Origin of the sequence: Plantibacter elymi (nom. nud.), assembly GCF_900177795.1 — a bacterium.
In the GTDB taxonomy this organism is placed as follows: Bacteria; Actinomycetota; Actinomycetes; order Actinomycetales; family Microbacteriaceae; genus Plantibacter; species Plantibacter elymi.
Genome location: NZ_FXWJ01000002.1, coordinates 728,912 through 755,192 on the forward strand (window position 1 = coordinate 728,912; position 26,281 = coordinate 755,192).

At 67.9% G+C, this 26,281-nt stretch carries 25 protein-coding genes, 1 tRNA gene and 1 other RNA gene; 7 read left to right on the forward strand and 20 right to left on the reverse strand.

Translation table 11 applies throughout. The features are described 5' to 3' along the window. The first annotated feature begins 99 nt into the window (after positions 1 to 99). Positions 100 to 1,422, forward strand: coding sequence for an alpha-L-fucosidase (locus CCK91_RS08305; RefSeq protein ID WP_242664461.1), 1,323 nt, complete (start codon positions 100 to 102; stop codon positions 1,420 to 1,422). 87 nt (positions 1,423 to 1,509) lie between these two features. Here the strand turns inward: CCK91_RS08305 and ilvC are convergent, their stop codons facing one another. From ilvC to otsA, 6 genes are read right to left on the reverse strand one after another with little or no spacing between them, the layout of a single operon-like run. After that, positions 1,510 to 2,538, reverse strand: a complete 1,029-nt coding sequence (gene ilvC, locus CCK91_RS08310; RefSeq protein WP_064296249.1) for a ketol-acid reductoisomerase — start codon at positions 2,536 to 2,538, stop codon at positions 1,510 to 1,512. 48 nt (positions 2,539 to 2,586) lie between these two features. After that, positions 2,587 to 3,096 carry an acetolactate synthase small subunit gene (gene ilvN / locus CCK91_RS08315; protein WP_064296248.1) on the reverse strand — a complete coding sequence of 170 codons (510 nt, stop codon included), beginning with the start codon at positions 3,094 to 3,096 and terminating at the stop codon, positions 2,587 to 2,589. Between the two features lie 2 nt (positions 3,097 to 3,098). Next, on the reverse strand, positions 3,099 to 4,904 hold the full coding sequence (locus tag CCK91_RS08320) for an acetolactate synthase large subunit (protein ID WP_086473605.1): 1,806 nt from the start codon (positions 4,902 to 4,904) through the stop codon (positions 3,099 to 3,101). 42 nt (positions 4,905 to 4,946) lie between these two features. Continuing rightward, the gene (gene ilvD, locus CCK91_RS08325) at positions 4,947 to 6,641 is read right to left on the reverse strand and encodes a dihydroxy-acid dehydratase (RefSeq protein ID WP_086473606.1); all 1,695 of its coding nucleotides are present in this window, start codon (positions 6,639 to 6,641) and stop codon (positions 4,947 to 4,949) included. 1 nt (position 6,642) lies between these two features. Further along, positions 6,643 to 7,464, reverse strand: a complete 822-nt coding sequence (gene otsB, locus CCK91_RS08330) for a trehalose-phosphatase (RefSeq protein ID WP_079705605.1) — start codon at positions 7,462 to 7,464, stop codon at positions 6,643 to 6,645. Then, on the reverse strand, positions 7,461 to 9,044 hold the full coding sequence (gene otsA, locus CCK91_RS08335; RefSeq protein ID WP_085510580.1) for an alpha,alpha-trehalose-phosphate synthase (UDP-forming): 1,584 nt from the start codon (positions 9,042 to 9,044) through the stop codon (positions 7,461 to 7,463). Before otsA ends, otsB begins: the two co-directional genes overlap by 4 nt. A 57-nt stretch (positions 9,045 to 9,101) precedes the next feature. Here otsA and CCK91_RS08340 point away from each other — a divergent pair, with 57 nt between their 5' ends. From CCK91_RS08340 to CCK91_RS08350, 3 genes are all read left to right on the forward strand, one after another. Further along, positions 9,102 to 9,935, forward strand: a complete 834-nt coding sequence (locus CCK91_RS08340; RefSeq protein ID WP_242664463.1) for a sugar phosphate isomerase/epimerase family protein — start codon at positions 9,102 to 9,104, stop codon at positions 9,933 to 9,935. Positions 9,936 to 9,939: 4 nt separating this feature from the next. Next, complete coding sequence (locus tag CCK91_RS08345; RefSeq protein ID WP_079705603.1) at positions 9,940 to 10,128, forward strand: hypothetical protein; 189 nt, start codon at positions 9,940 to 9,942, stop codon at positions 10,126 to 10,128. 148 nt (positions 10,129 to 10,276) lie between these two features. Further along, positions 10,277 to 10,846, forward strand: coding sequence for a hypothetical protein (locus CCK91_RS08350; protein WP_086473607.1), 570 nt, complete (start codon positions 10,277 to 10,279; stop codon positions 10,844 to 10,846). Positions 10,847 to 11,227: 381 nt separating this feature from the next. On the opposite strand, the gene CCK91_RS08355 is transcribed toward CCK91_RS08350, so the two are convergent. Continuing rightward, positions 11,228 to 11,303, reverse strand: a tRNA-Lys gene (locus CCK91_RS08355). Positions 11,304 to 11,450: 147 nt separating this feature from the next. Between CCK91_RS08355 and CCK91_RS08360 the strand changes: the two genes are divergently transcribed. Further along, positions 11,451 to 12,254 (forward strand): inositol monophosphatase family protein, encoded by an 804-nt coding sequence (locus CCK91_RS08360; RefSeq protein WP_085510578.1) that lies wholly within the window; start codon positions 11,451 to 11,453, stop codon positions 12,252 to 12,254. 63 nt (positions 12,255 to 12,317) lie between these two features. Beyond that, positions 12,318 to 13,301 carry a DNA topoisomerase IB gene (locus tag CCK91_RS08365; RefSeq protein WP_086473608.1) on the forward strand — a complete coding sequence of 328 codons (984 nt, stop codon included), beginning with the start codon at positions 12,318 to 12,320 and terminating at the stop codon, positions 13,299 to 13,301. Here CCK91_RS08365 and CCK91_RS08370 read toward each other — a convergent pair. From CCK91_RS08370 to prfB, 12 genes are all read right to left on the reverse strand, one after another. Continuing rightward, on the reverse strand, positions 13,298 to 13,666 hold the full coding sequence (locus CCK91_RS08370) for a DUF7882 family protein (RefSeq protein WP_086473609.1): 369 nt from the start codon (positions 13,664 to 13,666) through the stop codon (positions 13,298 to 13,300). The two genes, CCK91_RS08365 and CCK91_RS08370, sit on opposite strands and share 4 nt — an antisense overlap. Positions 13,667 to 13,681: 15 nt before the next feature. Further along, positions 13,682 to 14,059, reverse strand: a complete 378-nt coding sequence (mnhG, locus tag CCK91_RS08375) for a monovalent cation/H(+) antiporter subunit G (RefSeq protein ID WP_086473610.1) — start codon at positions 14,057 to 14,059, stop codon at positions 13,682 to 13,684. Continuing rightward, a complete protein-coding gene (locus CCK91_RS08380) occupies positions 14,056 to 14,319 on the reverse strand; it encodes a monovalent cation/H+ antiporter complex subunit F (RefSeq protein ID WP_064296237.1) in 264 nt (87 codons plus the stop codon). The genes mnhG and CCK91_RS08380 overlap by 4 nt, the downstream gene beginning before the upstream one ends. Beyond that, a complete protein-coding gene (locus tag CCK91_RS08385; RefSeq protein WP_086473611.1) occupies positions 14,319 to 14,888 on the reverse strand; it encodes a Na+/H+ antiporter subunit E in 570 nt (189 codons plus the stop codon). Before CCK91_RS08385 ends, CCK91_RS08380 begins: the two co-directional genes overlap by 1 nt. After that, on the reverse strand, positions 14,888 to 16,456 hold the full coding sequence (locus CCK91_RS08390) for a Na+/H+ antiporter subunit D (RefSeq protein ID WP_079002188.1): 1,569 nt from the start codon (positions 16,454 to 16,456) through the stop codon (positions 14,888 to 14,890). Before CCK91_RS08390 ends, CCK91_RS08385 begins: the two co-directional genes overlap by 1 nt. Next, positions 16,453 to 16,932: an NADH-quinone oxidoreductase subunit K gene (locus tag CCK91_RS08395; protein WP_079705596.1), complete on the reverse strand. Its 480-nt coding sequence runs from the start codon at positions 16,930 to 16,932 to the stop codon at positions 16,453 to 16,455. The genes CCK91_RS08390 and CCK91_RS08395 overlap by 4 nt, the downstream gene beginning before the upstream one ends. Further along, a complete protein-coding gene (locus CCK91_RS08400) occupies positions 16,929 to 19,859 on the reverse strand; it encodes a Na+/H+ antiporter subunit A (protein ID WP_086473612.1) in 2,931 nt (976 codons plus the stop codon). Before CCK91_RS08400 ends, CCK91_RS08395 begins: the two co-directional genes overlap by 4 nt. Positions 19,860 to 19,996: 137 nt before the next feature. Further along, positions 19,997 to 20,365, reverse strand: a transfer-messenger RNA (tmRNA) gene (gene ssrA / locus CCK91_RS08405). A 137-nt stretch (positions 20,366 to 20,502) separates the two neighbouring features. After that, positions 20,503 to 20,979: an SsrA-binding protein SmpB gene (gene smpB / locus CCK91_RS08410; protein ID WP_056007115.1), complete on the reverse strand. Its 477-nt coding sequence runs from the start codon at positions 20,977 to 20,979 to the stop codon at positions 20,503 to 20,505. 111 nt (positions 20,980 to 21,090) lie between these two features. Then, on the reverse strand, positions 21,091 to 22,005 hold the full coding sequence (gene ftsX, locus CCK91_RS08415) for a permease-like cell division protein FtsX (RefSeq protein ID WP_064296231.1): 915 nt from the start codon (positions 22,003 to 22,005) through the stop codon (positions 21,091 to 21,093). Further along, entirely contained in the window at positions 22,002 to 23,312 is a 1,311-nt protein-coding gene (gene ftsE / locus CCK91_RS08420; protein ID WP_086473613.1) for a cell division ATP-binding protein FtsE, read from the reverse strand. Before ftsE ends, ftsX begins: the two co-directional genes overlap by 4 nt. Before the next feature lie 99 nt (positions 23,313 to 23,411). Then, positions 23,412 to 24,521, reverse strand: coding sequence for a peptide chain release factor 2 (gene prfB / locus CCK91_RS08425; RefSeq protein ID WP_079705593.1), 1,110 nt, complete (start codon positions 24,519 to 24,521; stop codon positions 23,412 to 23,414). Positions 24,522 to 24,567: 46 nt separating this feature from the next. Here prfB and CCK91_RS08430 point away from each other — a divergent pair, with 46 nt between their 5' ends. Continuing rightward, entirely contained in the window at positions 24,568 to 25,836 is a 1,269-nt protein-coding gene (locus CCK91_RS08430) for an MFS transporter (RefSeq protein ID WP_086473614.1), read from the forward strand. A gap of 22 nt (positions 25,837 to 25,858) precedes the next feature. Here the strand turns inward: CCK91_RS08430 and CCK91_RS08435 are convergent, their stop codons facing one another. Further along, positions 25,859 to 26,263, reverse strand: a complete 405-nt coding sequence (locus CCK91_RS08435) for a hypothetical protein (protein ID WP_133059958.1) — start codon at positions 26,261 to 26,263, stop codon at positions 25,859 to 25,861. Positions 26,264 to 26,281: the final 18 nt, after the last annotated feature.

The window sequence follows — 26,281 nt, forward strand, 5'->3', positions numbered from 1 at the left end:
GTCCTGACCACGCCGGACCACCGGACAGCAGACATCTGACCTTTCGTGTTAGCCTGCCCCCGCACCGCCGTGAACCCACTCGACGATCGAAGGGCCGCCGTGACCGAGACCACCATCCCCCGACCCGACACCGCCTGGTTCGACGAGGCGAGATTCGGATTGTTCCTGCACTGGGGCCTCTACGCCCTCCCCGCACGCCATGAGTGGGTGCAGACGCGGGAACACCTCTCGGCCGAACATTACGAGCGCTACCGCGAGCACTTCGACCCCGACCGGTTCGACCCCCGCGCCTGGGCCAAGCAGGCCAAGGCGGCCGGCTTCCGGTACGCGGTCCTCACGACGAAGCACCACGACGGATTCTGCCTGTGGGACTCGGCACTCACCGACTTCACGTCCATGCACACGCCCGCCGGCCGTGACCTCGTGGCGGAGTTCGTGGAGGCGTTCCGCGCCGAGGGGCTCCGGATCGGCTTCTACCACTCGCTCATCGACTGGCATCACCCCGACTTCACGGTCGACGGCATCCACCCGCGACGCGACGACCCCGAGGCGCTCGCAGCGAACGCCGACCGGGACTCGTCCCGCTACCGGGGCTACCTGCACGGCCAGGTGCGCGAGCTGCTCACCGGTTACGGGCCGATCGACTACCTCTTCTTCGACTTCAGCTATTCGCAGGGCGTCGAAGGTCTGCCGGGCAAGGGCGCCGCCGACTGGGGCTCGGAGGAACTCGTCGAGATGATCCGCGGGTTGCAGCCGGAGATCCTCATCAACGACCGCCTCGAACTCCCGGGCGACGTCACCACCCCGGAGCAGTACCAGCCCGTGGTGACGCCGGTCGGTACCGACGGCGAACCCCTCCGGTGGGAGGCCTGCCAGACCCTGAACGGCAGCTGGGGGTACGACCGCGACAACCTCGACTACAAGTCGCCGGAGCTGCTCCTGCGGATGCTCATCGATTCGGTCTCGAAGAACGGCAACATGCTGCTGAACATCGGGCCCACCGCGCGCGGGACGATCGATCCGCGGGCGATCGAACGACTCGAGGTCCTCGCCGACTGGTTCGCGCTCCACGAGCGGGCGATCCGAGGGTGCGGCCCGTCGGAGTTCAGCAGTCCGAGCGACGTCCGGTACACGCAACGGGGCGACCGCCTCTACGTGCACGTCTTCGCCTGGCCGTTCGTGCACCTGCACCTGCCCGGTCTCGGCGGCCGGGTGCGCTACGCGCAGCTGTTGTCGGACGGCTCCGAGGTGCCGTTCCAGGTGCATCGCCCGGAGCACGATCTCCCGAACCAGCACACCCAGCCGAAGGGACTCGGTCCCGACACGGTGACCCTGCATCTGCCGATCGGTGAGCCCGGCACCCCGATCCCGGTCATCGAGATCTTCCTCGAGCCGGGCACGACCGGAGCAGCGACGGCCTGAGGCTCCCGCAGACGGCGGAACGCCCGCCCCGACGGATCGGGGCGGGCGTTCCGGCTCGGTGCCGCTGAGCGGCTGGACGAGCGGAGACTAGCGGGCGACGCTGCCGTCGACGTAGTCGTCGTCGTTCGAAGCGTTCCACGCGAAGAGCTTGCGCAGCTCGCGACCGGTGGCCTCGATCGGGTGGTCCTCGCCCTTCTTGCGCAGCTCGAGGAACTCGGGCGCGCCGGCGTCCTGGTCGTCGATGAAGCGCTTGGCGAAGGTGCCGTCCTGGATGTCCTTGAGGACCGCCTGCATGTTGGTCTTGACGCTCGGGTCGATGACGCGCGGGCCGGAGACGTAGTCGCCGTACTCAGCCGTGTCGGAGACGCTCCAACGCTGCTTGGCGATGCCACCCTCCCAGATGAGGTCGACGATGAGCTTCAGCTCGTGGAGCACCTCGAAGTAGGCGATCTGCGGCTGGTACCCGGCCTCGGTGAGGGTCTCGAAGCCGTACTGGATCAGCTGCGAGACGCCACCGCACAGGACGGCCTGCTCGCCGAAGAGGTCGGTCTCGGTCTCCTCGGTGAAGGTGGTCTTGATGCCACCGGCACGGAGGCCACCGATCGCCTTGGCGTAGGACCAGGCGAGCGCCCAAGCGCCACCGGTCTCGTCCTTCTCGACGGCGACGATGACGGGGACGCCGCGGCCGGCCTCGTACTCGCGACGGACGGTGTGGCCCGGGCCCTTCGGGGCGACCATGAAGATGTCGACGCCCTCAGGAGCCTCGATGTAGCCGAAGCGGATGTTGAAGCCGTGGCCGAAGACGAGCGCCTTGCCCGGAGCGAGCTGGTCCTTGATGGACTCGGCGAAGATCGTGCGCTGGTGCTGGTCCGGAGCGAGGATGACGATGACGTCGGCCCATGCGGAGGCGTCGGCGACGTTCTTGACGGTGAAGCCCTGCTCCTCGGCCTTCGCGATCGACTTCGAGCCGTCCTTCAGGCCGACGACGACCTCGACACCGGAGTCGCGGAGGTTGAGCGCGTGTGCGTGGCCCTGCGAGCCGTAGCCGATAACGGCAACCTTCTTGCCCTGGATGAGCGACAGGTCTGCGTCCTGGTCGTAGAAAATCTCAGTCACTGGTGGTTCTCTCCTTGGTTGTGGTTTCGCAATATGTCGCAGATGCGACTAGTTCTTGAAGACGCGTTCGGTGATGGACTTCGAGCCGCGCCCGATGGCGAGGAGACCCGATTGGGCGATCTCCTTGATGCCGTAGGGCTCGAGCACCTTGAGGAGCGCGGTCGTCTTTCCGGAGTCGCCCGTGACCTCGATCACGAGGGCATCGGTCGCCACGTCGACGACGCGGGCCCGGAACAGGTTGACGGCTTCCAACACCTGGGAACGGGTGGAGTTGTCGACGCGGACCTTGATGAGCAGGTGCTCGCGCTGGACGGACTGCGCCGGATCCAGCTCGACGATCTTGATGACGTTGATGAGCTTGTTCAGCTGCTTCGTCACCTGCTCGAGCGGGAGTTCCTCGACGTCGACGACGACCGTGATCCGGGACAGACCCTCGATCTCGCTGTGGCCGACCGCGAGGCTCTCGATGTTGAAGCCCCGGCGGGCGAACAACCCGGCGACGCGGGTCAGCAGACCGGGCTTGTCCTCGACGAGGAGGCTCAGGACGTGGCTGCTCATGCTCAGGCCTCCTCATCGAACGACGGACTGTGGTCCTTGGCGTACTGGACGTAGCTGTTGCTGACACCCTGCGGCACCATCGGCCACACCATCGCGTCGGCACTCACGACGAAGTCGATGACGACCGGACGGTCGTTCGTCTCCAGGGCGAGCTTGATGGCGGCGTCGACCTCCTCCTCCTTCGTCACGCGGATCGCGAGGCAACCGTAGGCCTCGGCCAGCTTGACGAAGTCGGGGATCCGGATGGTGTCGTGCCCGGTGTTCAGGTCGGTGTTCGAGTAGCGACCGTCGTAGAAGAGCGTCTGCCACTGGCGGACCATGCCCAGCGAGGAGTTGTTGATGATCGCGACCTTGATCGGGATGTTGTTGATCGTGCAGGTCGCGAGTTCCTGGTTGGTCATCTGGAAGCAGCCGTCGCCGTCGATCGCCCACACGTGGCGATCGGGCTGGGCCACCTTGGCGCCCATGGCCGCGGGGACCGAGTAGCCCATGGTCCCGGCACCGCCGGAGTTCAGCCAGGAGTTCGGACGCTCGTACTTGATGAACTGCGCCGCCCACATTTGGTGCTGGCCGACGCCCGACGCGAAGACGCCCTCCGGACCGGTGATCTCGCCGATGCGGGAGATCACGTGCTGTGGCGAGAGCAGACCGTCGGTCGGCTCGGCGTAGCCCAGCGGGAACTCGTCGCGGAGACCGTCGAGGTAGGACCACCACTCGGCGATGTCGGGGGTGACCTCGCGGGCGGCTGCCTCGAACGCCGACTGGAGGTCGACGATGACGTCCTTCGCGTCGCCCACGATGGGGACGTCCGCGATGCGGATCTTCGAGATCTCGGCCGGGTCGACGTCCACGTGGACGACCTTGGCGTTCGGCGCGAAGAGCGAGGCCTTGCCGGTCACGCGGTCGTCGAACCGGGCACCGAGCGACACGAGCAGGTCGGCCTCCTGCAACGCGAGCACCGCCGGAACCGTGCCGTGCATGCCGGGCATGCCGAGGTGCTGCGTGTGCGAGTCGGGGAACGCCCCGCGAGCCATGAGCGTCGTCACGACCGGAGCTCCGGTCGCCTCGGCCAGCGCGAGCAGTTCCTCGGAAGCCTTGGAGCGGATCACGCCGCCGCCGACGTACAGCACCGGCTTCTTGGCGTTGACGAGCAGCTGCGCAGCGGCCTGGATCTGCTTGCCGTGCGCCTTCGTCACCGGGCGGTAGCCGGGCAGGTCGACCTTCGGCGGCCAGATGAACGGCGCTTCAGCCTGCTGGGCGTCCTTCGTGATGTCGACCAGCACCGGTCCGGGACGGCCGGTACCCGCGATCTCGTAGGCCGCGGCGATGGCCGCCGGGACCTCCTCCGGGGTCTTGACGAGGAAGGAGTGCTTCGTGATCGGCATGGTGATGCCGACGATGTCCGCTTCCTGGAACGCGTCCGTGCCCATGAGGGTCGAGAACACCTGACCGGTGATCGCGACCATCGGCACCGAGTCCATGTAGGCGTCGGCGATGGCGGTGACGAGGTTCGTCGCGCCGGGGCCGGACGTCGCGATGCACACGCCGATCCCGCCGCCGGCGGCCGCGTATCCTTCGGCGGCGTGGCCGGCGCCCTGCTCGTGTCGGACCAGGATGTGACGGAGCTTCGTCGAGTCCATCAGCGGGTCGTAGGTCGGCAGGATCGCGCCGCCGGGCAGACCGAAGATGTCGGTGACCCCGAGGAGCTCGAGCGATCGGACGATCGCCTGGGCTCCCGTCAGGATCTCCGGTGCGGCCGGGGCCGCAGGTGTTCTGGGATGAGGCACGGGTTGGGATTCCGTGGGCATGATGATTCCTTCAGCGATGAGATGCACGAACGAGATGCTCGGTTATCCCGTGATCGCGCCCTCCGCTGCGGAGTGCACGAGACGAGAGTACTTTGCGAGAACGCCACGGGTATAGCGCGGGGGAAGAGGCGCCCAGCCGTCGCGGCGGGCTTCCAGCTCTGCTTCGTCGACGAGTAGGTCGAGCGAGCGGCCAGCGATATCGACCCGTATCAGATCACCATCGCGCACGAAGGCGAGTGGACCTGCGTCCACCGCTTCGGGTGCTATGTGGCCGATGCACAGTCCGGTTGTGCCGCCTGAGAATCGACCGTCCGTCAACAGTAGTACATCCTTGCCGAGTCCGGCGCCCTTGATGGCGGCCGTGATCGCGAGCATCTCGCGCATTCCCGGCCCACCCTTCGGGCCCTCGTAGCGGATGATGACGACGTCGCCCTTGTTGATCTTGCCCTCGGTGAGCGCGTCCATGGCTCCGCGTTCACGTTCGAAGACCCGCGCCGGTCCTTCGAAGACCTCGGCGTCGAAGCCTGCCGTCTTCACGACGGCGCCCTCGGGCGCGAACGACCCCTTGAGGATCGTGATGCCGCCGGTCGCGTGGATCGGGTTGTCGAGCGTGCGGATGACCGTGCCGTCGATCGGGTCGGGGTTGATGTCGGCGAGGTTCTCGGCGACCGTCTTGCCGGTGACCGTGAGGCAGTCACCGTGCAGCAGACCGGCGTCGAGCAGCGCCTTCATGACGACGGGGACGCCGCCGTGACGGTCGACGTCGTTCATGACGTACTGGCCGAACGGCTTCAGGTCGCCGATGTGCGGCACCTTGTCGCCGATGCGGTTGAAGTCGTCGAGCGTGAGGTCGACCTCGGCCTCACGGGCGATCGCGAGCAGGTGCAGGACCACGTTCGTCGATCCGCCGAATGCCATCGCGACGGCGATGGCGTTCTCGAACGCCTCCTTCGTCAGGATGTCGCGAGCGGTGATACCGAGTCGGAGCATGTTGACCACGGCTTCGCCCGAGCGGTGCGCGAAGTAGTCGCGACGGCGGTCGGCCGAGGGCGGCGATGCCGAACCCGGGAGGCTCATGCCGAGCGCCTCGGCGACCGACGCCATCGTGTTGGCCGTGTACATCCCGCCGCAGGCACCCTCGCCCGGGGCGATGGCGCACTCGATGCGCTTCAGGTCCTCTTCGCTCATGTTGCCGGCCTTGCAGGCCCCGACCGCCTCGAAGGAGTCGATGATCGTGACCTCCTTCTCGGTACCGTCGGAGAGCTTGACCCAACCCGGCGCGATCGATCCGGCGTAGAGGAAGACCGAGGAGAGGTCGAGCCGCGCGGCGGCCATGAGCATGCCCGGCAGCGACTTGTCGCAGCCGGCGAGCAGGACCGTGCCGTCGAGGCGCTCGGCCATGACCACGGTCTCGACGCTGTCGGCGATGACCTCGCGCGAGACGAGCGAGAAGTGCATGCCCTCGTGGCCCATGGAGATGCCGTCGGAGACGGAGATGGTGCCGAACTGCAGCGGGTATCCCCCACCCGAGTGCACGCCCTCCTTGGCCCCCTGCGCGAGGCGGTCGAGCGAGAGGTTGCAGGGCGTGATCTCGTTCCACGAGCTCGCGATGCCGATCTGGGGCTTGTCCCAGTCCTCGTCGCCCATGCCGACGGCGCGGAGCATGCCGCGCGAAGTGGTCGCCTCGATCCCGTCGGTGACGGCACGACTGCGTGGTTTGATGTCGATCTCTGGCATTTTAAGAGTCTACGGCTTCCTTGTTGCTTCGATATTCCGCGAGCATGCCGAGGACGCGCGCGATCTCGGAGGGTCCTTCGACCCTGAAGTCGGCGGCGGTCACGCCGGTGCCGCTCTTCACCCCGAGGTCGCCGGGGCCGAGTGCTCCGAACGCGTCCTCGTCCGTGACGTCGTCGCCCGCGTAGAACACGGCATCTGCTTTGGTGTACCGCCGGAGGTGTTCGACGGCTTCGCCCTTGGTCGCGCTCCTGAGCGAGAACTCGAGGACGTTCTTGCCCTCTCGAACCGTCAGGGCGCCGAACTCGTCCTTGGTGTGGGCGAGTGCTTCGAGGTGGGCGATCCTGGAGTCTTCTTCACTGGCGAGCCTCGTGTGCAGGGCGAACCCTGCCGGCTTCCGCTCGATCCAGACATTATCGTAACCCTCCGCGACGTCCTGGAGGATCCGTTGGAGGGTCTCCCGCTGTTCGCGTTCCTCGTCGTCGAGGGCGAGGGCGTCGTCGGGGTTGTCGAGACGGATTTCGACGCCGTGCGAGCCGGCGAACAGGGCGTGGTCGGGCAGCTCGGCCACCGCCACGAGACTGTCGATCGCGCGCCCGGACACGAGTGCGACGCGCGTCCCTGGCAGGTCCATCAGCGCCAACACGGCCTTGCGAGCCGCGGGCAGCGCGCGCGCCTGGTCCGGGTCGTCGACCTCGGGTGCCAGCGTGCCGTCGAAGTCCAGGGCCACCAGGAGCTTCGGGACGTCGGCCAGGCGGCGGAGTTCCGCACGCAGTCCGAGGGGAAGCCCCCCGAGGGTGTCGGTGGGCTCGTCGGTGGTGCTCATGACTGGGTGGTGCTCCCCTGCTCGATGGTCGGTGACTGGTCGCGCACACGCTGCAACTCGTCGAGGAAGGACGCCGACCACCGCGCGACGTCGTACTCCATGACGCGCTTGCGCAGCGCCCGCATGCGCCGACCACGCTCGGCCTTCGTCATGTGCACGGCCTGGAGGATCGCCGACTTCATCCCCTCGATGTCGTGCGGGTTGATCTTGAGTGCCTGCTTCAGCTCGTCGGACGCGCCGGCGAACTCGCTCAGCACGAGGACGCCGTCGTTGTCGTAGCGAGCGGCGACGTACTCCTTCGCGACGAGGTTCATGCCGTCGCGCAGGGCCGTGACGAGCATGACGTCGGCAGCGAGGTAGAGGGCAGCCATCTCCTCGCGGGGGTACCCGTGGTGCAGGTACTGGATCGCGGTGTGGCCGATGGTGCCGAAGTCGCCGTTGATCCGGCCGACCGTCTGCTCGATGTCGTCGCGGAGCTGACGGTACGTCTCGACGCGTTCGCGGCTGGGGCTGGCGACCTGGACGAGGGTGACGTCCTCGACCGCGAGCTTGCCCTGTGCGAGGAGTTCGCCGAAGGCCTTGAGTCGGTGCCCGATGCCCTTGGTGTAGTCGAGGCGGTCGACGCCGAGCATGATCGTCTCCGGGTTGCCGAGCTCCTCGCGGATCTGCTTGGCACGGGCGATGATCTCGGGGCGCTGCGCGAGGGCCTGGTACCCCTTGCTGTCGATCGAGATCGGGAAGTGCCGGGCGATCACCGTGCGGTACGGGGCGCCGCGCTTCGAGGCGACCGGAGCCGCGTCCGTCGTGACCGACACGAGTGCCGCATCGAGCGGGACCTGGATCGCGGCCCCCTTCGTCTCGTACCCGAACAGGCGGCGGACCGCCCGGGAGAAGTTGCCCGCGTCCGCGACGCGCTGGAAGCCGATGACGTCGGCGCCGAGCAGTCCCTCGATGATCTGGCGTCGCCACGGGAGCTGCGAGTAGATGCCGTAGGCCGGGAAGGGGATGTGGTTGAAGAAGCCGATCGTGAGATCGGGTCGCAGCTCACGCAGGATCTTCGGCACGAGCTGCAGCTGGTAGTCCTGCACCCAGACCGTCGCGCCGTCGGACGCGGCCGCTGCGGCCGCCTCCGCGAACCGTCGGTTCACGGCGACGTAGGAGTCCCACCACTCGCGGTGGTAGCTCGGCGGAGCGATGACGTCGTGGTAGAGCGGCCAGATGGTGTCGTTCGAGAAGCCCTCGTAGTAGCGGGCGATCTCGTCCTCGGACAGTGGGACCGGGATGATCCACATGTCGTCGTTGTCGAACGGCTCGATCTCGAGGTCGGCCGAGCCGGCCCATCCGATCCAGGCGCCGTCGGCACCGCGCATCACGGGTTCGAGGGCGGTCACGAGTCCACCGGGTGAGGTCCGCCAGCTCTCGGCACCGTCTGCATCGACGACGCGGTCGACCGGCAGCCGGTTGGATACCACGATGAAGTCGAAGGTCGACGCTGATCCGCCGTCAGGCGCGGAATATCTGGTGATGATGGCCCTCCCGGGGTACTCGGGTTCGCTGTTCAGGCTAGCAGCGTTCCGCATGGCGAAACCGCGTGTTCAGACGGCGAGCATATGCTTGCGCTGATGATCCGCCATGGCATGAGCACGTCCTGCGTCTACCCGCTGGGAACCCGGCGCGCGTTCGAGTTGGCCGCCGAAGCCGGCTACGACGGCGTCGAGGTCATGGTCACCCAGGACCGCGTGACGCAGGACGCCGACGCCCTCCGCGCCCTCGCCGCCGAGACCGGGCTGGACATCCTCTCGATCCACGCGCCGGTCCTGACCCGGACCGCGTTCGTCTGGGGCCGCGACCATCGGGAGAAGCTCCGCCGCTCGGCTGAGCTCGCCGTCGCCGTCGGGGCGTCGACCGTCGTCGTCCACCCGCCGTTCCGGTGGCAGCGGCGCTATGCCAACGCCTTCGTCGACCTCGTCGCGGAGCTGACCGAGACGCACGGACTCGAGCTGGCCGTCGAGAACATGGCGTGCTTCCAGAGCCGCGGGCTGCGGGTGCAGCCGTTCGCCTTCGGGTACGACCCGGCCCCACTCGCCTGCGCCGCTCTGACGCTCGACTTCTCCCACGCGGCCCTCGCGGGTGAGGACTCGCTCGAGATCGCGACCCGCTACGGCGACCGACTCCGACACGTGCACCTGTGCGACGGGACCGCGCCGTCGCCGCGGGGTGCCTTCCTCGACGAGCACCTCCTCCCGGGCGACGGTGAGCAGCCGGTCGCCGAGGTCCTCGAGCTGCTGCGCGCGGCGGACTGGTCGGGAAGCATCGTCGCGGAGGTGCACCTGCCCGCGACGGGTGGCGACGCGCTCCGCCTCACCCAGCTGCGCGCCTCACTGGCCTTCGCGAAGCGCGCGTTCGCTAGCACAGGCGAGAACCCGAAGGAAAGCCCGGATGCGGGGGGCCTCCCCTACCGGCTAGCGTGAAGTCATGCGCAAATTCCTCTTCAACGGCAGCATGATCTCCACGGTCTTCGGCGGGATCTCCGCCCTCCAGGCGACCCGACAGGGACCACGGGACTGGAAGCTCGCCCTCCTCTGGGTGAGCTGGGGCATCTCGCTGGCCCTCGCGATCAGCTCGGTGCTCGACGACAGCAAGCAGGCTGAGATCGGCCGCTGAGGTCGCGCCACCCGCGCTACCACGACCGCCCGGAAAACCCGAGAATTGGGGCGCTCGCCCGCGTGTCTCCGCGTCGTTCCGCGCCTCGTGATCGACAATGAGGGCAGTCCAGCCTCACGGATGATCCGCTTTCGATGAAGGGCCCGCCATGTTCGGTCGCCGACGCCACGCAGCACCAGTCTCCGCATCGAAGCTGACCGAGAAGCAGCTGTTCGACCTCGTCCACGCTCGACTGGCGAGCGAGCTCGGCGCCAACGGCGCCTGGGTGCTGTCGCGCCGCACCCCGAGCTCCGGCGACGAGATCTTCCACGAGGTCTACGCCCAGCAGCTCGCCCACGACATCGCGACGGACATCGACCTCGAGCAGGCTGCGGTGACGGTCCGTGCCGAAACCGCTCCGCCCCGTGGATGGCGCCTCTGGTCTCGCGGCCAGGAGGAAACCGCCGTCGACGCCGCCGACGAGGTCGAAGCGGTCGAGGTCATCGAGCCGACCGTCGCCGAGGAACCTGCCGCCATCACCGAGGCGATCGCCGCCCCGTCCGAGGCGCTGGCCGATGACGACCGGTCCGAGGCGGCGGCAGACGACACCGAGCCGACGCTCGTCGAGCGGACCCTCCTCGAGCCGCAGCACTACCCCATCACCGTCTGGGCCGAACCCGAGTTCATCGACGCGAGTCTCGTCAACCCGATGCCGGCCCGCCGCAGCTCGGTCGCCTGACCGACGACGCACATCGAGAACGGCCGTCCACTCCGGTGGGCGGCCGTTTCGTCGTACCAGGCCGCTGAGCGGGCATGACGCCTCATCGAACCCGAATCGATGAGGCGTCACGGCGCTGGTGGGCACGAATGCCCGACCGTCGCTCTGCTCCGCGCGGTGGGGTGACCACGCGAAGGCTTCCGCCGGCAACGGCAGGACCCGATCCCGCCATGCTGCCGACCCTTCCAGGGTCTCATGCCTGAGGCCTGCTCCGCCCCGATGACGCGAATCGGACGGGAGCTGTCGCGAAACGTCCCTGGAGCGTTTCGTCGGGCCGCAGGCTCGCGCGAGTCGAGCCGAAACGCAGAACGGCCCCGTCCGAAGACGAGGCCGTTGCTGGTGTGGTGCACCCCCCCGGACTTGAACCGGGAACCCACTGATTAAGAGTCAGTTGCTCTGCCAATTGAGCTAGAGGTGCGTGGTTTCGGAGTGTTCCGAACCGAGATATGACACTAGCACCCAACTGGCCCGGGTGCGAAATCGAGCCGGTCGGCGTGTCGCGGAGGCACGTCTGCGGGCCCTCGAGCGTCGTTCGATCAGGCCCGCGCGACCCTATCCTGGAGAGGTGACCGAACCCGTGACCGTCTCCCCCGCCGACCTCGATCTCGCGCTCCGGCTCGCCGACGCGGCCGACCGCATCGCGATGGACCGCTTCGAGGCTCGCGACCTCGAAGTGTCCACCAAACCGGACCGCTCGCACGTCACCGATGCCGACCTCGCCGTCGAACGCGCCATCCGCGGCATCCTCGAGACCGAGCGCCCGGACGACGGCGTGTTCGGCGAGGAGTACGGCGCGCAGGGACCCACGGATCGCCAGTGGATCATCGACCCGATCGACGGGACGGCGAACTTCCTCCGCGGTGTCTCGAACTGGGCGACGCTCATCTCCCTCGCCGTCGACGGCGTGCCGGTCGTCGGCGTCGTGAGCGCACCCGCCATGCACGCCCGCTGGTGGGGTGCCATCGGGCACGGTGCGTGGGGCGTCAGGTTCGGCGAGACCACCCCGCGTCGGCTGTCCGTCTCGGGGGTCTCCGACCTCGCCGACGCGTCCTTCAGCTTCCAGAGCATCGCGCAGTGGGCCTCGGTCGGGCGGATCCCCCAGCTGCTGGCCCTGTGCGGCTCCCTGTGGCGCGATCGGGCCATCGGTGACATGTGGCCCTATATGCTCCTCGCAGAGGGCTCGATCGACGCCGTGGCCGAATTCGGCGTGCAGGAGTACGACCTGGGCGCCCACGTGCCGATCGTCCTCGAGGCCGGCGGTCGCTTCACGGACATCGACGGCATCGAGACCATCTCCACGCGGAGCTCCCTCGCGACGAACGGGCGCCTGCACGACGCCTTCCTCGCCGAGTTGCCACCCGTCGGCTGACACGAGCGCACGGCACGGCGCAAGCCCGCCGAACGGGATCCGGCCGCGTCGTACGCTGGGCGGATGGTACGACTGAGGCGCAGCGACGTGAACGGACAGGGCATCCGACGGGTTCGATCCGGGCGCGGTTTCAGCTACCGGTTGCCGGACGGCTCGCTCCTCGACGATCAGGAGATCCGAGCCCGGATCGACGGCCTGGTGGTCCCTCCCGCGTGGAACGAGGTCTGGATCACCCCCTACGCGAACGGGCACATCCAGGCGACCGGGATCGATGCGGCCGGGCGACGGCAGTACCTCTACCACCCGTCCTGGCGCGAGCGTCAGGACCGGAGCAAGTTCGACCGCGCCCTGGCCCTCGCCGAGGCACTCCCCGCCGCGCGAGGTCGGGTCACGCGGGACCTCCGGCTCGAGGGCTACCCGCTCGCACGGGTGTCAGCCGGCGCGTTCCGCATGCTCGACACCGGCTCCCTGCGCGTCGGCGGTGAGCAATATGCGGAGGCCAACGGCAGTCACGGCCTGTCGACCCTCGAGGGTGCGCACGCTCGCGTGAGCGGCGACACCGTCGCGCTGAAGTTCCCGGCGAAGAGCGGACAGCCCTGGGAGTCCGACATCGTCGACGCCGACCTGGCCTCACTCATCCGCTCCTTGAAGCGCCGTGGACCGCACGCCCGCCTCCTGGCCTGGAAGGACGGGAACCGGTGGCGCCACCTCCAGGCGAGCCAGATCAACGACTACGTCCGGGCGCAGACGAACGGTGAGTTCACCGCGAAGGACTTCCGGACGCTGCACGGCACCGTGGCGGCCGCGGAGAGCCTGGCGAAGGCCGGACCCGTGCAGAGCAAGACGGCACGCTCGAAGGCACTCACACAGGCCATGCGCGACGCCGCAGCGGTCCTCGGCAACACCCCGGCGATCGCGAAGTCCAGCTACGTCGACCCGCGGGTCGTCGATCGCTACACGCACGGCGAGACGATCCCACCGGACGGTCGCGGCTCACCGGAGACGGCGCTCCGTGTCCTGCTCGTGGGGACGGACGACCCGTCCTAGTCGTGGTCCTGGTCGTGGGACTCGGTGCCCGCATCGCGCGACGCCCCGTTCCCCGCGAGGTGCCCCTCGACCTCGGACTCCGGGATGAGCTGCAGCCCTCGCGGGGTGTGCGATGAATCCGAGAGGACCTCGAGCCACGCGCGGTTGAGTTCCGGCGGGCGGCTCCCGAAGAAACGGAACTGCAGCGGGATGCTCGGGGACAACCAGAGCGAGCGTCGTCCCGAACCGTGTTCGGGATCGTTCGCCCAGCTGAGGAAGAAACTCTCCTGTCGGCGCAGCTTCGCCCCGATGACGGCCTTCAGGTGCGCGAGCGCGCGGTCTTCGATCTCGTACTCGTCGCCAGACCCGTAGATGAGCATTCCCATGGGGACATTGTGCCGCTATTCGGGCGTGTGGCCGGGATGTCGTTCCTCGCCGAGTTCTTCGCGTCCCGCGAGCTCGTCGCGGACGAGGATGGCCGCGTCGAAGTTGCCGCTCCGGTACGCCGCCCGGGCGACCATGTGCGCGGAGATCGGCGCGGTGAGACTCTGGAAGACGATGATCGCGATCGCGATCGTGATGGTCCCGACCGTCGGGCTCGAGACGGCGACGTCCGCCATGATCGCGATGACCCCGAGGATCTGCGGCTTGGTGGCCGCGTGCAGGCGGGACAACACGTCGGGGAAGCGCAGGAGCCCGACGCCGGCGGCAAAGCACATGATCGCCCCGACGAGCACGAGCGCACCGGTGACGATGTCGCGGATCAGCTCGCCGGTCATGCGTCGTCCTGCTTCGACATGAAGCGGGCGACGCTGACCGAGCCGACGATCGCGAACATCGCGAGCGCCAGGAGGACCGGCAGTCCGTCCGTGTGACGGTTGATCGCCATCTCGGCCCCGATCGCGCACATGACGGTGGCGACGAGCACGTCGGAGGCGATCACGCGGTCGAGGAGGCTCGGCCCGCGGATGATCCGGTAGACCGCTGCGAGGGCCGCGGCACCGAACAGCACGGAGACGATGATGATCACGACGAGCATCACTGCCCCCTTCCGATCGAGACGTGGTCATGGTCGTGGCGGAGGGCGTCCGCCTCGGCGCGGGAACCGATCGCGAGGATGAGCCGTCGCTCCGTTCCGAGGACCTCGGCGACGACCTCGTCGATGTCGGTGTCGTCATGCACGTTCAGCGCGTGCAGGTAGAGCGTCGAGGCCGTGCGGTCGAGGTCGACCACGATCGAGCCGGGGACGATCGAGACCGCCTCGGCCGTCCAACTCATGATGAGGTCGGAGGTCGTGCGCAGACGGACCGCGATCACCGCGTTACTGGAGCGGAACCTCGGCTTGAGGACGAGCCACGCGATCTCCGCACTCGCCCGCACGATGTCGACGAGGAGCTTGCCCAGGAAGATCGCTGTCCGCCAGAGGTTGATGCGGCCGCTCAGCTCGACGGCCGGCAGGTAGAACAGGAACGACACCAGCAACGCGACCCCGAGGCCGGTCACGAGGGTGAGCAGGTCGAACATGCCCCAGAGGAGACACCAGAGCAGGATGAGCCCGGCCAAGAGGAGGGCCTGGCTGAACAGTGCGCGACGACGTGACGGTTGCATTACTTCAGGTGCTCCGTTCCGTCGGGGAAGACCGCGGTGATGTAGTTGTCCGGGTCCTCGATGTTCTCAGCCGCCCGCGTGGCCAGTCCGAAGAGCGGCCCCGCGAAGACCGTCAGGGCGAGCGTCAACGCGACCATGCCGGTCGTGGCGCCGATCATCGGGCGCGAGATGGTCTTGGTGTCGACCGAGCCCGAGTCCTCGGGGCTCTCCGCGAGCTGGTCGAGCAACGGCGAGGAGTATCCGGCGACCTCGTCCTTCCCCCGCCAGAAGCCCATGTTCCACACGCGCGCCAGGGCGTAGAGCGTCAGGAGCGAGGTCGCGGCTCCGGCGGCGATGAGGATGTACGACAGCGGGTCCCCCAGGGCGACACCTGCCTGGAACAGCCCGATCTTGCCGAGGAAGCCCGAGAACGGCGGGATGCCGCCGAGGTTCATGGCTCCGATGAAGAACAGCACGCCGACGATCGGCGAGGCCTTCAGGATCCCGCCGAGCCGGGAGATGGACGTCGTCCCGCCGATCCGCTCGACGAGACCGGTGGTGAGGAACAGCGTGGTCTGGACGACGATGTGGTGGACGATGTAGTAGATCGTCGCTGCGGTCCCGGCGACCCCGCCGACGGCGATGCCGAAGATCATGTAGCCGATATGGCTCACGAGGGTGAACGACAACAGTCGTTTGATGTCGGCCTGGGCGACCGCGCCGAAGATGCCGATGAGCAGGGTCAGGAACGCGATGACCATCAACGGCGTCGCCAGCGGCACGTCCTTGAAGATGAGCGTGTCGGTCCGGATGATCGCGTACACACCCACCTTCGTCAGCAGGCCTGCGAACACCGCCGTGACCGGTGCCGGCGCGGTCGGGTAGGAGTCGGGCAGCCAGAACGACAGCGGGAACACCGCAGCCTTGACCGCGAAGCCCAGCAGCAGTGCGGCGCAGAGGATCGCCTGCACCTCCATCGGCAGGTCGCGCACGCGGTCCGCCACGAGGGCGATCGTCACCGTGCCCGTCGCGCCGTAGATGAGGGCGATCGCGGCGACGAAGAGCAGCGACGACATGAGGCTGATGACGATGTACGTGACGCCGGCGCGGATCCGCGCTCCGGTGCCGCCCAGGGTGAGGAGGACGTAGCTGGAGGCGAGCAGCATCTCGAAGCCGACGTACATGTTGAAGAGGTCGCCCGCGACGAAGGCGTCGAACAGCCCCGCCGCCAGGACCAGGTAGGTCGGGTGGAAGATCGACACCGGCGTCTCGCGATCGCCGTCGACGATGCCCTGACCGATGGCGAAGATGAGGACGCCCAGCAGCATCAAGGCGGCGACGAGCAGCATGATCGCGGACAGCCGGTCCACGACGAGCACGATCCCCCACGGCGGGGACCAGCCGCCCAGCTCGACGACGATCGTGCCGCTCTGGTCGACGGCCGCGAGCAGGATCGCGCTGATCACCGTCACCGCGGTGAGCGCGATGACGCTGATCGCCACCTGCGTCTTGCGGCGGTTGCGGAACATGAGCGCGATCGCCGAGCCGATCAGCGGGATCATGACCACGAGCGGGACGAGTGCGTTCATTCGCCTGCCCCCTTCCTGGTCGTGTGGCTGTCGTCGCCGTGCTCGTTGCTCTCGTCGAGGACCCGTTGGATGGCCTCGTCGTCCAGGTCGACCTGGTTGAAGACCGCTTCCGTCGCCGCCTCCGTGTCGTCGGCGTGCTCGTCGCTGAGGGTGTCGCCCTCGTCGCCGAGCTGTGCCAACCACCAGGTCCGGTAGATGAGCGCCAGGATGAAGGCGGTCACACCGAAGTTGATGACGATGGCCGTCAGCATGAGCACCTGTGGCACCGGATCGACCATGCGGTCGTCGGACGCGGTGCCCGTGACGAGCGGTGCGGTGCCGCTCGGGCCGCTCATGATCAGGATGAGGAGGTTCGTCGCGTTACCGACGAGCACGAACCCGATGAGGAACCGCGTGAGGCTCCGCTCGAGCATGACGTACACCCCGGTGCCGTACATGACGGCCATCAGGACGACGAGGGTCAGTGAGGCGCTCATTGTTCAGCCTCACTCGCCGAGAACTCGTCCGTACTCTGCTCGTCGATGTCGGCTTCCTCCTGTTGACGGTCGACTTCGGCCCCGAGACTGCGCAGGATGTCGAGCGCCAGCCCGACGACGACGAGGTATACGCCGATGTCGAAGATGCTGGACGTGCCGAACGAGAGGTGCCCGAGGATCGGGACGTCGGCCGAGAAGTACGCGGACTGGAGCGCCTCACCGCCGAAGAACAGGGAACCGACGGCCGTGCCCACCGCGAGCAGCAGTCCGACGCCGAGCACCTTGCCCGCGTCGATCGGCACGGCTTCGCCGAGCTCGTAGCGCCCGCCGGCGAGATACCGCATCACCAGCGCGAGGCCGGCGAGCAAACCGCCCGCGAAACCGCCGCCCGGCTCATTGTGTCCGACGAAGAGGAGGAAGACGGAGACGACGATCGCGGGGTGGAAGAGGAGCCGTACGAGGACCTCGAGGAGGATCGAACGGTTCGCCTCGGCGATCGCCCGGCCACCGATGAGCCATGTGTGCCGCCCCACCGCGTCGCGAGGTGCTTCCATCTCGCTGTCCGCGAGGTGGGGGTCCGACACGACCTGGGATCGGAGGCCCGGGATCCGTCGACGCCGCGCACCGCTGAGGCGCGGGACCTCGGCGCCCCGCTGTGAGACGAAGAGCAGGCTCGCGATACCGGTGGCCACCACGACGAGCACGGAGATCTCGCCCATGGTGTCCCAGGCTCGGATGTCGACGAGCATGACGTTGACGATGTTCTTGCCGTGGCCCTCCTCGACGGCGAGCCGTGGCAGCTCGGTCGCGATGCTCTCTGCCTGTCGCGCGCCCAGGGCGATGACCCCGATGAGCCCCATGACCAGGCCGGTCAGCGTGCCGATGACGACCCGACGGACGCGGTGGACCGGCGCGTTGCGCTGGGCGATCTTGGCCGGGAGCCGGCGGAGCACGAGGACGAACACCACGATCGTGATCGTCTCGACGAGGGCCTGGGTCAGCGCGAGGTCGGGAGCGCCGTGCAGGGCGAACAGGGCGACGAGCCCGAAGCCGGTGACGCCGACGAGCAGCACGGCGGCCATGCGCTGCTTCGCCCGGGCGGCCGCGATCGCCGCGGTCGCCATGATGAAGGCGATGGCCACCTGGGCGGGGTAATCCCACAGCCGGATCTCACTCGGCCAGGCGCGCCCGAGGAGGGCGATCGTGCCGAGGGTGAGCACGAAGACCACGAGGATGGTGGACAGGTACTGGACGAGCCCGCCGCGCTGGGCGAACAGGGTGACCTTCGCGGAGAGACGATCGATGCCCTGGGTCGCCGACCAGTACCCCTTCGAGGAGTCGATGAGGGGTGGCAGGCGGTCCTGGAGACGGGCGACCGGGAGCCTCCAGCGGAAGAGCAGCAGACCGAGCAGTACGACGACGGCCGAGATGCCGAGCGCCGGCTCGAGGCCGTGCCAGAGCGCGAGGTGGTAGTCGCCCTCCCCCACGGAGTCCGCGTAGGGCGCGAGCACCGTGTCGATGGGCTTCGTCGCGAAGCCGAGAGCGATGGTCGCGACGGCGAGGATGCCCGGCGCGATCATGATCGTTCCGGATTCGGCATGCAGTTCGGTCGGCGCGGCGCCGCGTCGGTCTCCGAAGGCGCCCCAGAGGAACCGGGCGCTGTACGCGACGGTCAACACGGACCCGACCGCGGTCCCGATGATCGCGACCCATCCCCACACGTCGCCCTCGAGCGCGCCCTCCAGCAGCGAGGTGAAGACGGCCTCCTTCGCGACGAACCCGAAGAGCGGTGGGATGCCGGCCATCGACGCGACCGCGATCGCCGCGATGACGGCGAGCACCGGAGTCTGACGCCCCAGACCGGAGAGGTGCCGCCAGTCACGCGTCCCAGCGCGGTGGTCGATGATGCCGACGACGAGGAAGAGTGCCGCCTTGTAGATGGCGTGGGCGAGCAGGAGCGCGACGGCGGCCAGGGCCGAATCGCGGGTGCCGTACCCCGAGATGACCATCAGGAAGCCGAGCTGACTCACCGTCCCGTAGGCCAGGACCAGCTTGAGGTCGTACTGACGCAGCGACCGCCAGGCACCGGCGACCATGGTGAGGACGCCCAGGCCGACGAGCATCGCGTCCCAACCCGGGGTGTCGGCGTAGCCGGGTGCGAGTCTCGCGACGAGGTAGATCCCGGCCTTCACCATCGCCGCAGCGTGCAGATAGGCGCTCACGGGCGTCGGTGCGGCCATCGCCGCGGGCAGCCAGAAGTGGAACGGCACGAGCGCGGACTTCGAGATCGCGCCGACGAGGATGAGGAGGATGGCGACGGTGGTCGCGGGGCCGGTCAGACCCTGCTCGACGATCGAGACGAGCGAGGTGCTCTGCGCCTGCACGGAGATCATGATGACGCCCACGAGCATGACGAGCCCGCCGAAGGTGGTCACCAGGAGCGCCTGGAGCGCGGCACCGCGACTCTCCTTGCGATCGGTGTAGTGCCCGATCAGCAGGTAGGAGAGCACACTCGTGATCTCCCAGAACATGAACATGACGATGATGTCGTCGGCGGTCACGAGGCCGAACATGGTGCCGGCGAAGGTGAAGAGGAGCGCGGCGAAGCGACCGAGGCCGGGCTCGGTCGAGGAGAAGTAGCGGCCGCAGTAGAGCAGCACGAGGGCACCGACGCCGGTGACGACGAGGGATAGCAGCCAGGCGAGCGTGTCCATCCGGAACGAGAGCGCGATGCTCAGTTGCGGGATCCACTCGATCGTCTCGACGACCGTACCGCCGGACGTGACCGTGCCCGTTTGGAAGAGTGTCCAGACGAATGCCGCCGCGGGCATACACGCGATGACGTAGAAGACCTTCGTCGACAGCACTCGAGTGAGTGTGGGCGTGGCGACGGCGATCGCAGCAAAAACAAGCAGGATTGTCGCCATGCAGGTCTCCCGGGTGGTGGCGGCCTCTGGACTCCCAGGTTAGCAGCCCGTGGGTACCCGTCCGACCCCAGGAACGACGACAGGCCCCCACCGGAGCGAGGGCCTGTCGTCGACTCGGCAGCGTGTGACAACGTCCTGAGTGGAGATGGGGGGAATTGAACCCCCGTCCACTGCTGTGATTCTGCGCCTTCTACGGGCGTATCCCTTGACACGTTCTACTCGGCCCCGACCATTGACAAGGGCATCTTGGTCGACGGGCCCAGCCGAAGAAAAGTCCCGGATGACGTCGCGGCTCCGTCATCCAGCAAGTCCCCTAGATGACGCCAGGATCCGAGACGGGGACACGCTCGGTCTGACGGACTATCGGGCTCGCTTAAGCAGCGAGGGCGAAGTCAGTGCGCTTAGAGTTGGCACTTGTTGTTTTGCAGAGATCGTTAACGAGATAACCCTGCATCCTCGACCCGCTTCTCGCAGTTTCGCAGGCAATGTCGAAACCGATCATCCCCATGGACTCAGCGCCTCGGAGAACGAGGCGAAGAGGGTCGTTGTCACACGCTGTCGAATTGTCAATCCACCGCGAGCGGCGGACGAGCACCTTGCGGTGCAGCTTTCAAGTGTACCGCGCCGAGGTGGCGCCTGTCACCTATTCGCCGAGACGGTTCCTGGTGGCCATCGCACGCGCCGCCTCACGGGTGTCCTGCTTCTCGCGCAGGGCATGCCGCTTGTCGTATTCCTTCTTACCCTTCGCCACGGCGATCTCCACCTTGGCCTTGCCGTCCTTGAAGTAGATCTTCAACGGCACGAGGGTGAAACCGCCGGGGGCGATCTTGTGGGCGATCTTGTCGATCTGCTCGCGGTGCAGCAGCAGCTTGCGCTTGCGCCGCGGCGGGTGGTTCGTCCACGTGCCCTGGCCGTACTCGGGGATGTGCACCGCGTCGAGCCACGCCTCACGGCGGTCGATGAAAGCGTACCCGTCCACGAGCGACGCCCGCCCGGCTCGCAGCGACTTCACCTCGGTACCCGTCAAGACCATGCCGGCCTCGTAGGTGTCCTCGATCGTGTAGTCGTGGCGGGCCTTGCGGTTCGTGGCCACGACGTTCTCGCCCCGTTCCCTCGGCACGGTGTACTCCTGACGTTCTGGTTCGGATCCATCGGAACGGACCGGCCGCGATCGCGGCAGCCTGTCAGTCTAACGCAGAGCGAGCGGTGCGGTGGCCGCACTGCCTCCCCGCTAGACCTTGAGGTACCGCGAGATCGCGAAGTTGGCCGAGATCGCCGCCAACAGCACGCCGACGAGCAGCAGGATCGGGAGGACCACGAAGGCGTCACCGAGATCGACGAAGTTGACGTACCGCATGCGGTCCGCCAGGTATCCCTGGACGAACACCTGGACGATGGTGATCACCGCCCCGGCCGCGAGGATGGAGCCGATGAGCGCGGCGAACACACCCTCGAGGATGAAGGGTGTCTGGATGAACCGGTTCGATGCACCGACCAATCGCATGATGCCGAGTTCCCGGCGTCTCGAATAAGCCGACAATCGGATGGTCGTCGCGATCAGCAGGGCTGCGGCGACCAGCATGAGTGCCGCGATCCCGATCGCCGTGTAACTGGCGATGTTCAGGACCGAGAAGATCTGGTCGAGGTACTGGCGTTGATCAGTCACCTGCTCCACGCCCGCGACGCCGGAGAACGCCTCGACGAGCACGTCGGACTGCGAAGCGTCTTTCATGTTCACCCAGAAGGTCTCGGGCAGCTGGTCCGCCGTGACGAACTGTGCGATGTCGTTGCCCTTGAACTGCTCTTGGAAGTTCGTGAACGCCTGCGCCTGGTCCTCGAAGTAGAACTTGTCCACGAAGGGCGCGAGGGTCGACGACTCCAGGGCGCTCTGGACGGCGGCGCGCTGCTCTTCGGTCGCGGCGCCGGCGGCGCAGGTGTCGCCCGCGCTGTCGGCGGTGCAGAGGTAGATCGCGACCTGCGCGCGGTCGTACCAGTAGTTCTTCATCTGGCCGATCTGCATCTGCAGCAGGACGGCCGTGCCGACGAAGGTGAGCGAGATGAACGTCACGAGCACGACGGAGACGACCATCGAGACGTTGCGACGCAGGCCGTTCCAGACCTCGGACCAGATCAGTGCGAGTCTCACTTGGTGGGCCCCACGTTCTGCTCTCCGTCTTCAGTGCCGCGTGCCGCGGCACGCAGGCCGAGTCGCTCAGCGAGCGACAGGTGTTCGACCTCGATGGGGTCGATCTCGTTGCGTGCCGGGAGCCCGATGGGGCCCGTGGCGTTGCTCAGGCGTTGTGGAGGCGCGACCTCCGGGACCGCAGCCGCCGGTGGCACGGCGGGCTCCGCTTCCGGCGTCGTCGGCTCGGCCTCGGGTGCTTCCGGGGTCGATTCCTCGACCCGCGTCGCCGGGGTCTCAGGCTCGGCGACGGGAGCCGCGGCCGATTCCTGGATCGGCGTCGAGCCGGACACGCGGGTGACGACCTCGTCGGTGTCGGCCTGCGGCGTGGTCTCGCGTGAGGCCGCGGCGGGCGCGGTCGGTGCGGCTGGAGCTGTCGTCGTGACCGCGGTGGCGGCGACCGCGGCTGCGGCCACGGCACTCGTCGTGGGCTCGGAGCTGGCAGCGACGGATGAGGTCGTGGTCGTCACCGGAACCGAAGAGGTCTCGACGGCGGGAGCGACCGGGGTCGAGGCCGTTGCGGGAGCGGTCTGTGCCGCCGGGGCGGCAGCCTTGGAGGATCCTCTGACGAGACCCGGGATGGCCGCGGTCGTGCCGTATCCACCGTGGCGTTCGTCACGGACGATCTGACCGTCCTGCAGCTCGATCACCCGGCGCTGCATCTGATCGACGAAGCCGGCCTCGTGCGTGGCCATGACGACCGTCGTCCCACCTGCGTTGATGCGCTCCAGCAACTGCATGATGCCGGCGCTGGTGGCGGGGTCGAGGTTACCGGTCGGTTCGTCGGCCAGCAGGATCTGCGGCTTGTTGACGATCGCGCGGGCGATGGCGACGCGCTGCTGCTCACCGCCGGACAGCTCGTGCGGCAGGCGCTGCGCCTTGCCGTCGAGTCCGACCATCTTGAGGACGTCGGGGACGGCCTCCTGGACGAAGCCGCGCGACTTGCCGATCACCTGGAGGGTGAAGGCGACGTTCTGGTAGACCGTCTTGCTCGGCAGCAGTCGGAAGTCCTGGAACACGACCCCGAGGCTGCGCCGGAAGTACGGCACCTTGCGGTTCGAGATGGAACCGAGGTCGTGGCCGAGCACATGGATCTTGCCCTTGCTCGGCTTGTCCTCCTTGAGCATCAGGCGGAGGCAGCTCGACTTCCCCGACCCCGAGGCACCGACGAGGAAGATGAACTCTCCCCGGAGGATCTCGAAATCGACGTCGTTGAGTGCGGGACGCGAGGTTCCCGGATACTTCTTGGAGATGTGATCAAACCGAATCATGGCTCCTTGAGCTTAAGGAGCGACCTGCCGATTACGGGCAGGACACGCCCGCGATCCGTACCCTGTACGAGGGCTGGGCGAACACTATGCCGCGCTGCGCTACTCCGGCTTCGACATCGACCGCCAGCGGATGCCCGCGGCGATGAACCCGTCGAGATCGCCGTCGAACACCGCTGCGGGGTTCCCCTGCTCGTGCTCCGTCCGCAGGTCCTTGACCATCTGGTACGGCGCGAGCACGTAGGAGCGCATCTGGTCGCCCCAGCTCGCCGTGATGGTGCCGGCCAGCTCCTTCTTCGTCGCGGCCTCCTGCTCCTTCTGGATGAGGAGGAGTCGCGACTGGAGCACGCGCATGGCCGCGGCGCGGTTCTGGATCTGGCTCTTCTCGTTCTGCATCGAGACGACCGTGCCGGTCGGCAGGTGGGTGATGCGAACGGCGGAGTCGGTGGTGTTGACCGACTGGCCGCCAGGGCCGCTGGACCGGAAGACGTCGACACGGATGTCCGACTCGGGGATCTCGACGATCTCCGTCTCCTCCATGAGCGGGATGACCTCGACGGCGGCGAAGCTCGTCTGTCGCTTGCCGGCGGCACCGAAGGGGCTCATGCGCACCAGGCGGTGCGTGCCCGCCTCGACGCTCAGCGTGCCGAAGGCGTACGGTGCGTCGACCTCGAAGGTGGCCGACTTGATGCCGGCCTCCTCCGCGTAGCTCGTGTCCATGACGGTGACCGGGTACTTGTGCTGCTCGGCCCACCGCAGGTACATGCGGAACAGCATGTCGGCGAAGTCGGCGGCGTCCACACCGCCGGCACCGGCGCGGATGGTGACGACGGCGGGGCGCGGGTCGTACTCGCCGCTCAGCAGCGTCTGCACCTCGAGGTCGCCGAGCACCTTCTGCAGGCTGATGAGCTCCTGGCGGGCCTCTTCGGCCGACTCCTCGTCCTGGGCGTCGGTCGCGAGTTCGATGAGCACCTCGAGGTCGTCGAGCCGGTTCGCGATGCTGGTGATGCGGGCGAGCTCGGACTGACGGTGGCTGAGGGCGCTCGTCACCTTCTGCGCGTTCGTCGTGTCGTCCCAGAGATCCTGGGCACCCGCCTGCTCGCTCAGCGTCGCGATCTCGGCTTCGAGACGGTCGACGTCGACGACGGTGCGGATGTCGTCGAAGGTCGAGCGGAGGGTACTGATCTGTGTGGAGAGGTCCAAGTCAAACATTTGGCTTCAGCCTACCGCGCAGGGCCGCGGGCGTACGATCGAGGGGATGACTTCCGACGAACGCCCGTTCCAGCTGCGCTCCGTGGCCGTCTCGGTCTTCCTCCCCACACTGTTGTTCTCGATCGGTGAAGGCGCCATCATCCCGATCATCCCGGCCGTCGCCGGGAACCTGGGGGCGACGCTCGCCGTCGCAGGCGTCATCTCCTCGCTCATCATGCTCGGCGAACTCGTCGGCGACGTCCCGTCCGGGTGGATCGTCAGTCGGATCGGCGAACGCTTCGCGATGATGTGGGCGGCGCTGCTCGCGGTCGTCGGGGTCGCGACGGCTGCCATCTCCCCCAACCCGTTCGTCCTCGCCGTGGGCATCTTCTGCATCGGGCTCGCGACCGCCGTGTTCGGGCTGGCCCGGCACGCGTTCATGACGACGTACGTGCCGATGCGGTACCGGGCGAGGGCGCTCTCCTCCCTCGGCGGTGTCTTCCGCGCCGGCACGTTCATCGGACCGTTCCTGGCCGCAGGCGTCATCCACCTCACCGGGACGTCGCAGGCGGCGTTCTGGGTGATGGTCATCTGCTGCGCTGGCTCCGCGATCACCCTGCTCGTCCTCCCCGACCCGGCGGAAATGTTCGGGCGACCGCCGTCGACGCGCACCGCCGACGGCGAGGAGCGGACCGAGGGCGAGGAGCTCGCGTCCGAGGAGTCGAGCGGCCTCATCGCTTCGATCCGAGCCCACGGCGCGGTGCTCGCCAGGATGGGGACGACCGCTGCACTCGTCGGCGCCCTGCGCTCGTGCCGCGCGGTCCTGCTCCCGCTGTGGGCCGTGAGCATCGGCGTCTCGGAGACGGACACGGCGCTCATCATCGGGGTCGTCGGCGCGGTGGAGTTCGCTCTTTTCTATGCCAGCGGTCAGGTGATGGACCGTTGGGGGCGGATCTGGACCGCCGTCCCCTCGATGATCGGGCTGGGCTCCGGGTTCATCGTCCTGGCCTTCACGCACGACCTCGACGAGGCGCGGGTCTGGTTCATCGCCGTCGCGCTCGTGCTGGCACTGTCCAATGGGCTCGGTAGCGGCATCCTCATGACCCTCGGCTCCGACCTCGCGCCACCGGACCGTCCCGCGCCGTTCCTCGGCGCCTATCGCTTCCTGGGCGACGCGGGCACCGCCGCCGCTCCCCTGGCGATGTCCGGGATCACCGCAGCGGCGTCGATCTCCCTCGCCGCCGGCACCATCGGCGGTGTCGGGCTCATCGGCGCGTTCCTCCTCTTCCGGTTCATCCCCCGCTTCATCGACCGCGGCACGCGCCCGTTCCCCTGATCGTCGGCAGGTCCGTCCGCCCTCACCAGAAGACACTGCGAGCACTCGCGGTCGCCTCGATCCGGAGGCCCTGCGGCACGAACAGCGTCAGCATCGGCGGTCGCCAGTCCGACGCCAGCGAGACCTCTGCGCTCCGGCCGTCCGGGGTCCGCGCCGCGACGATCTCGACGCCGGTGAGCGCACCCGCACCGCCAGTGATGAGGTCGTCGCGTGCACTCGAACGGACCGAGTCGTCATCGAGGACGGGTCGGACGGTGCCGTCGGGCTGCATTGTGACATCGTCGATGGAGAAGGACTCCGCGGCGGTCGCGGCCAGGCGGTCGGCGAGGTCGAGGAGCCGCTTGTGCTCCACGTACAGGGACGTGGCGGCGCTCCCGACGAGGACCACGGCGAGCGCCACGACGGCGAATCCAATCGTCAGGAGCATGGTGGAACCGTCCTCCTC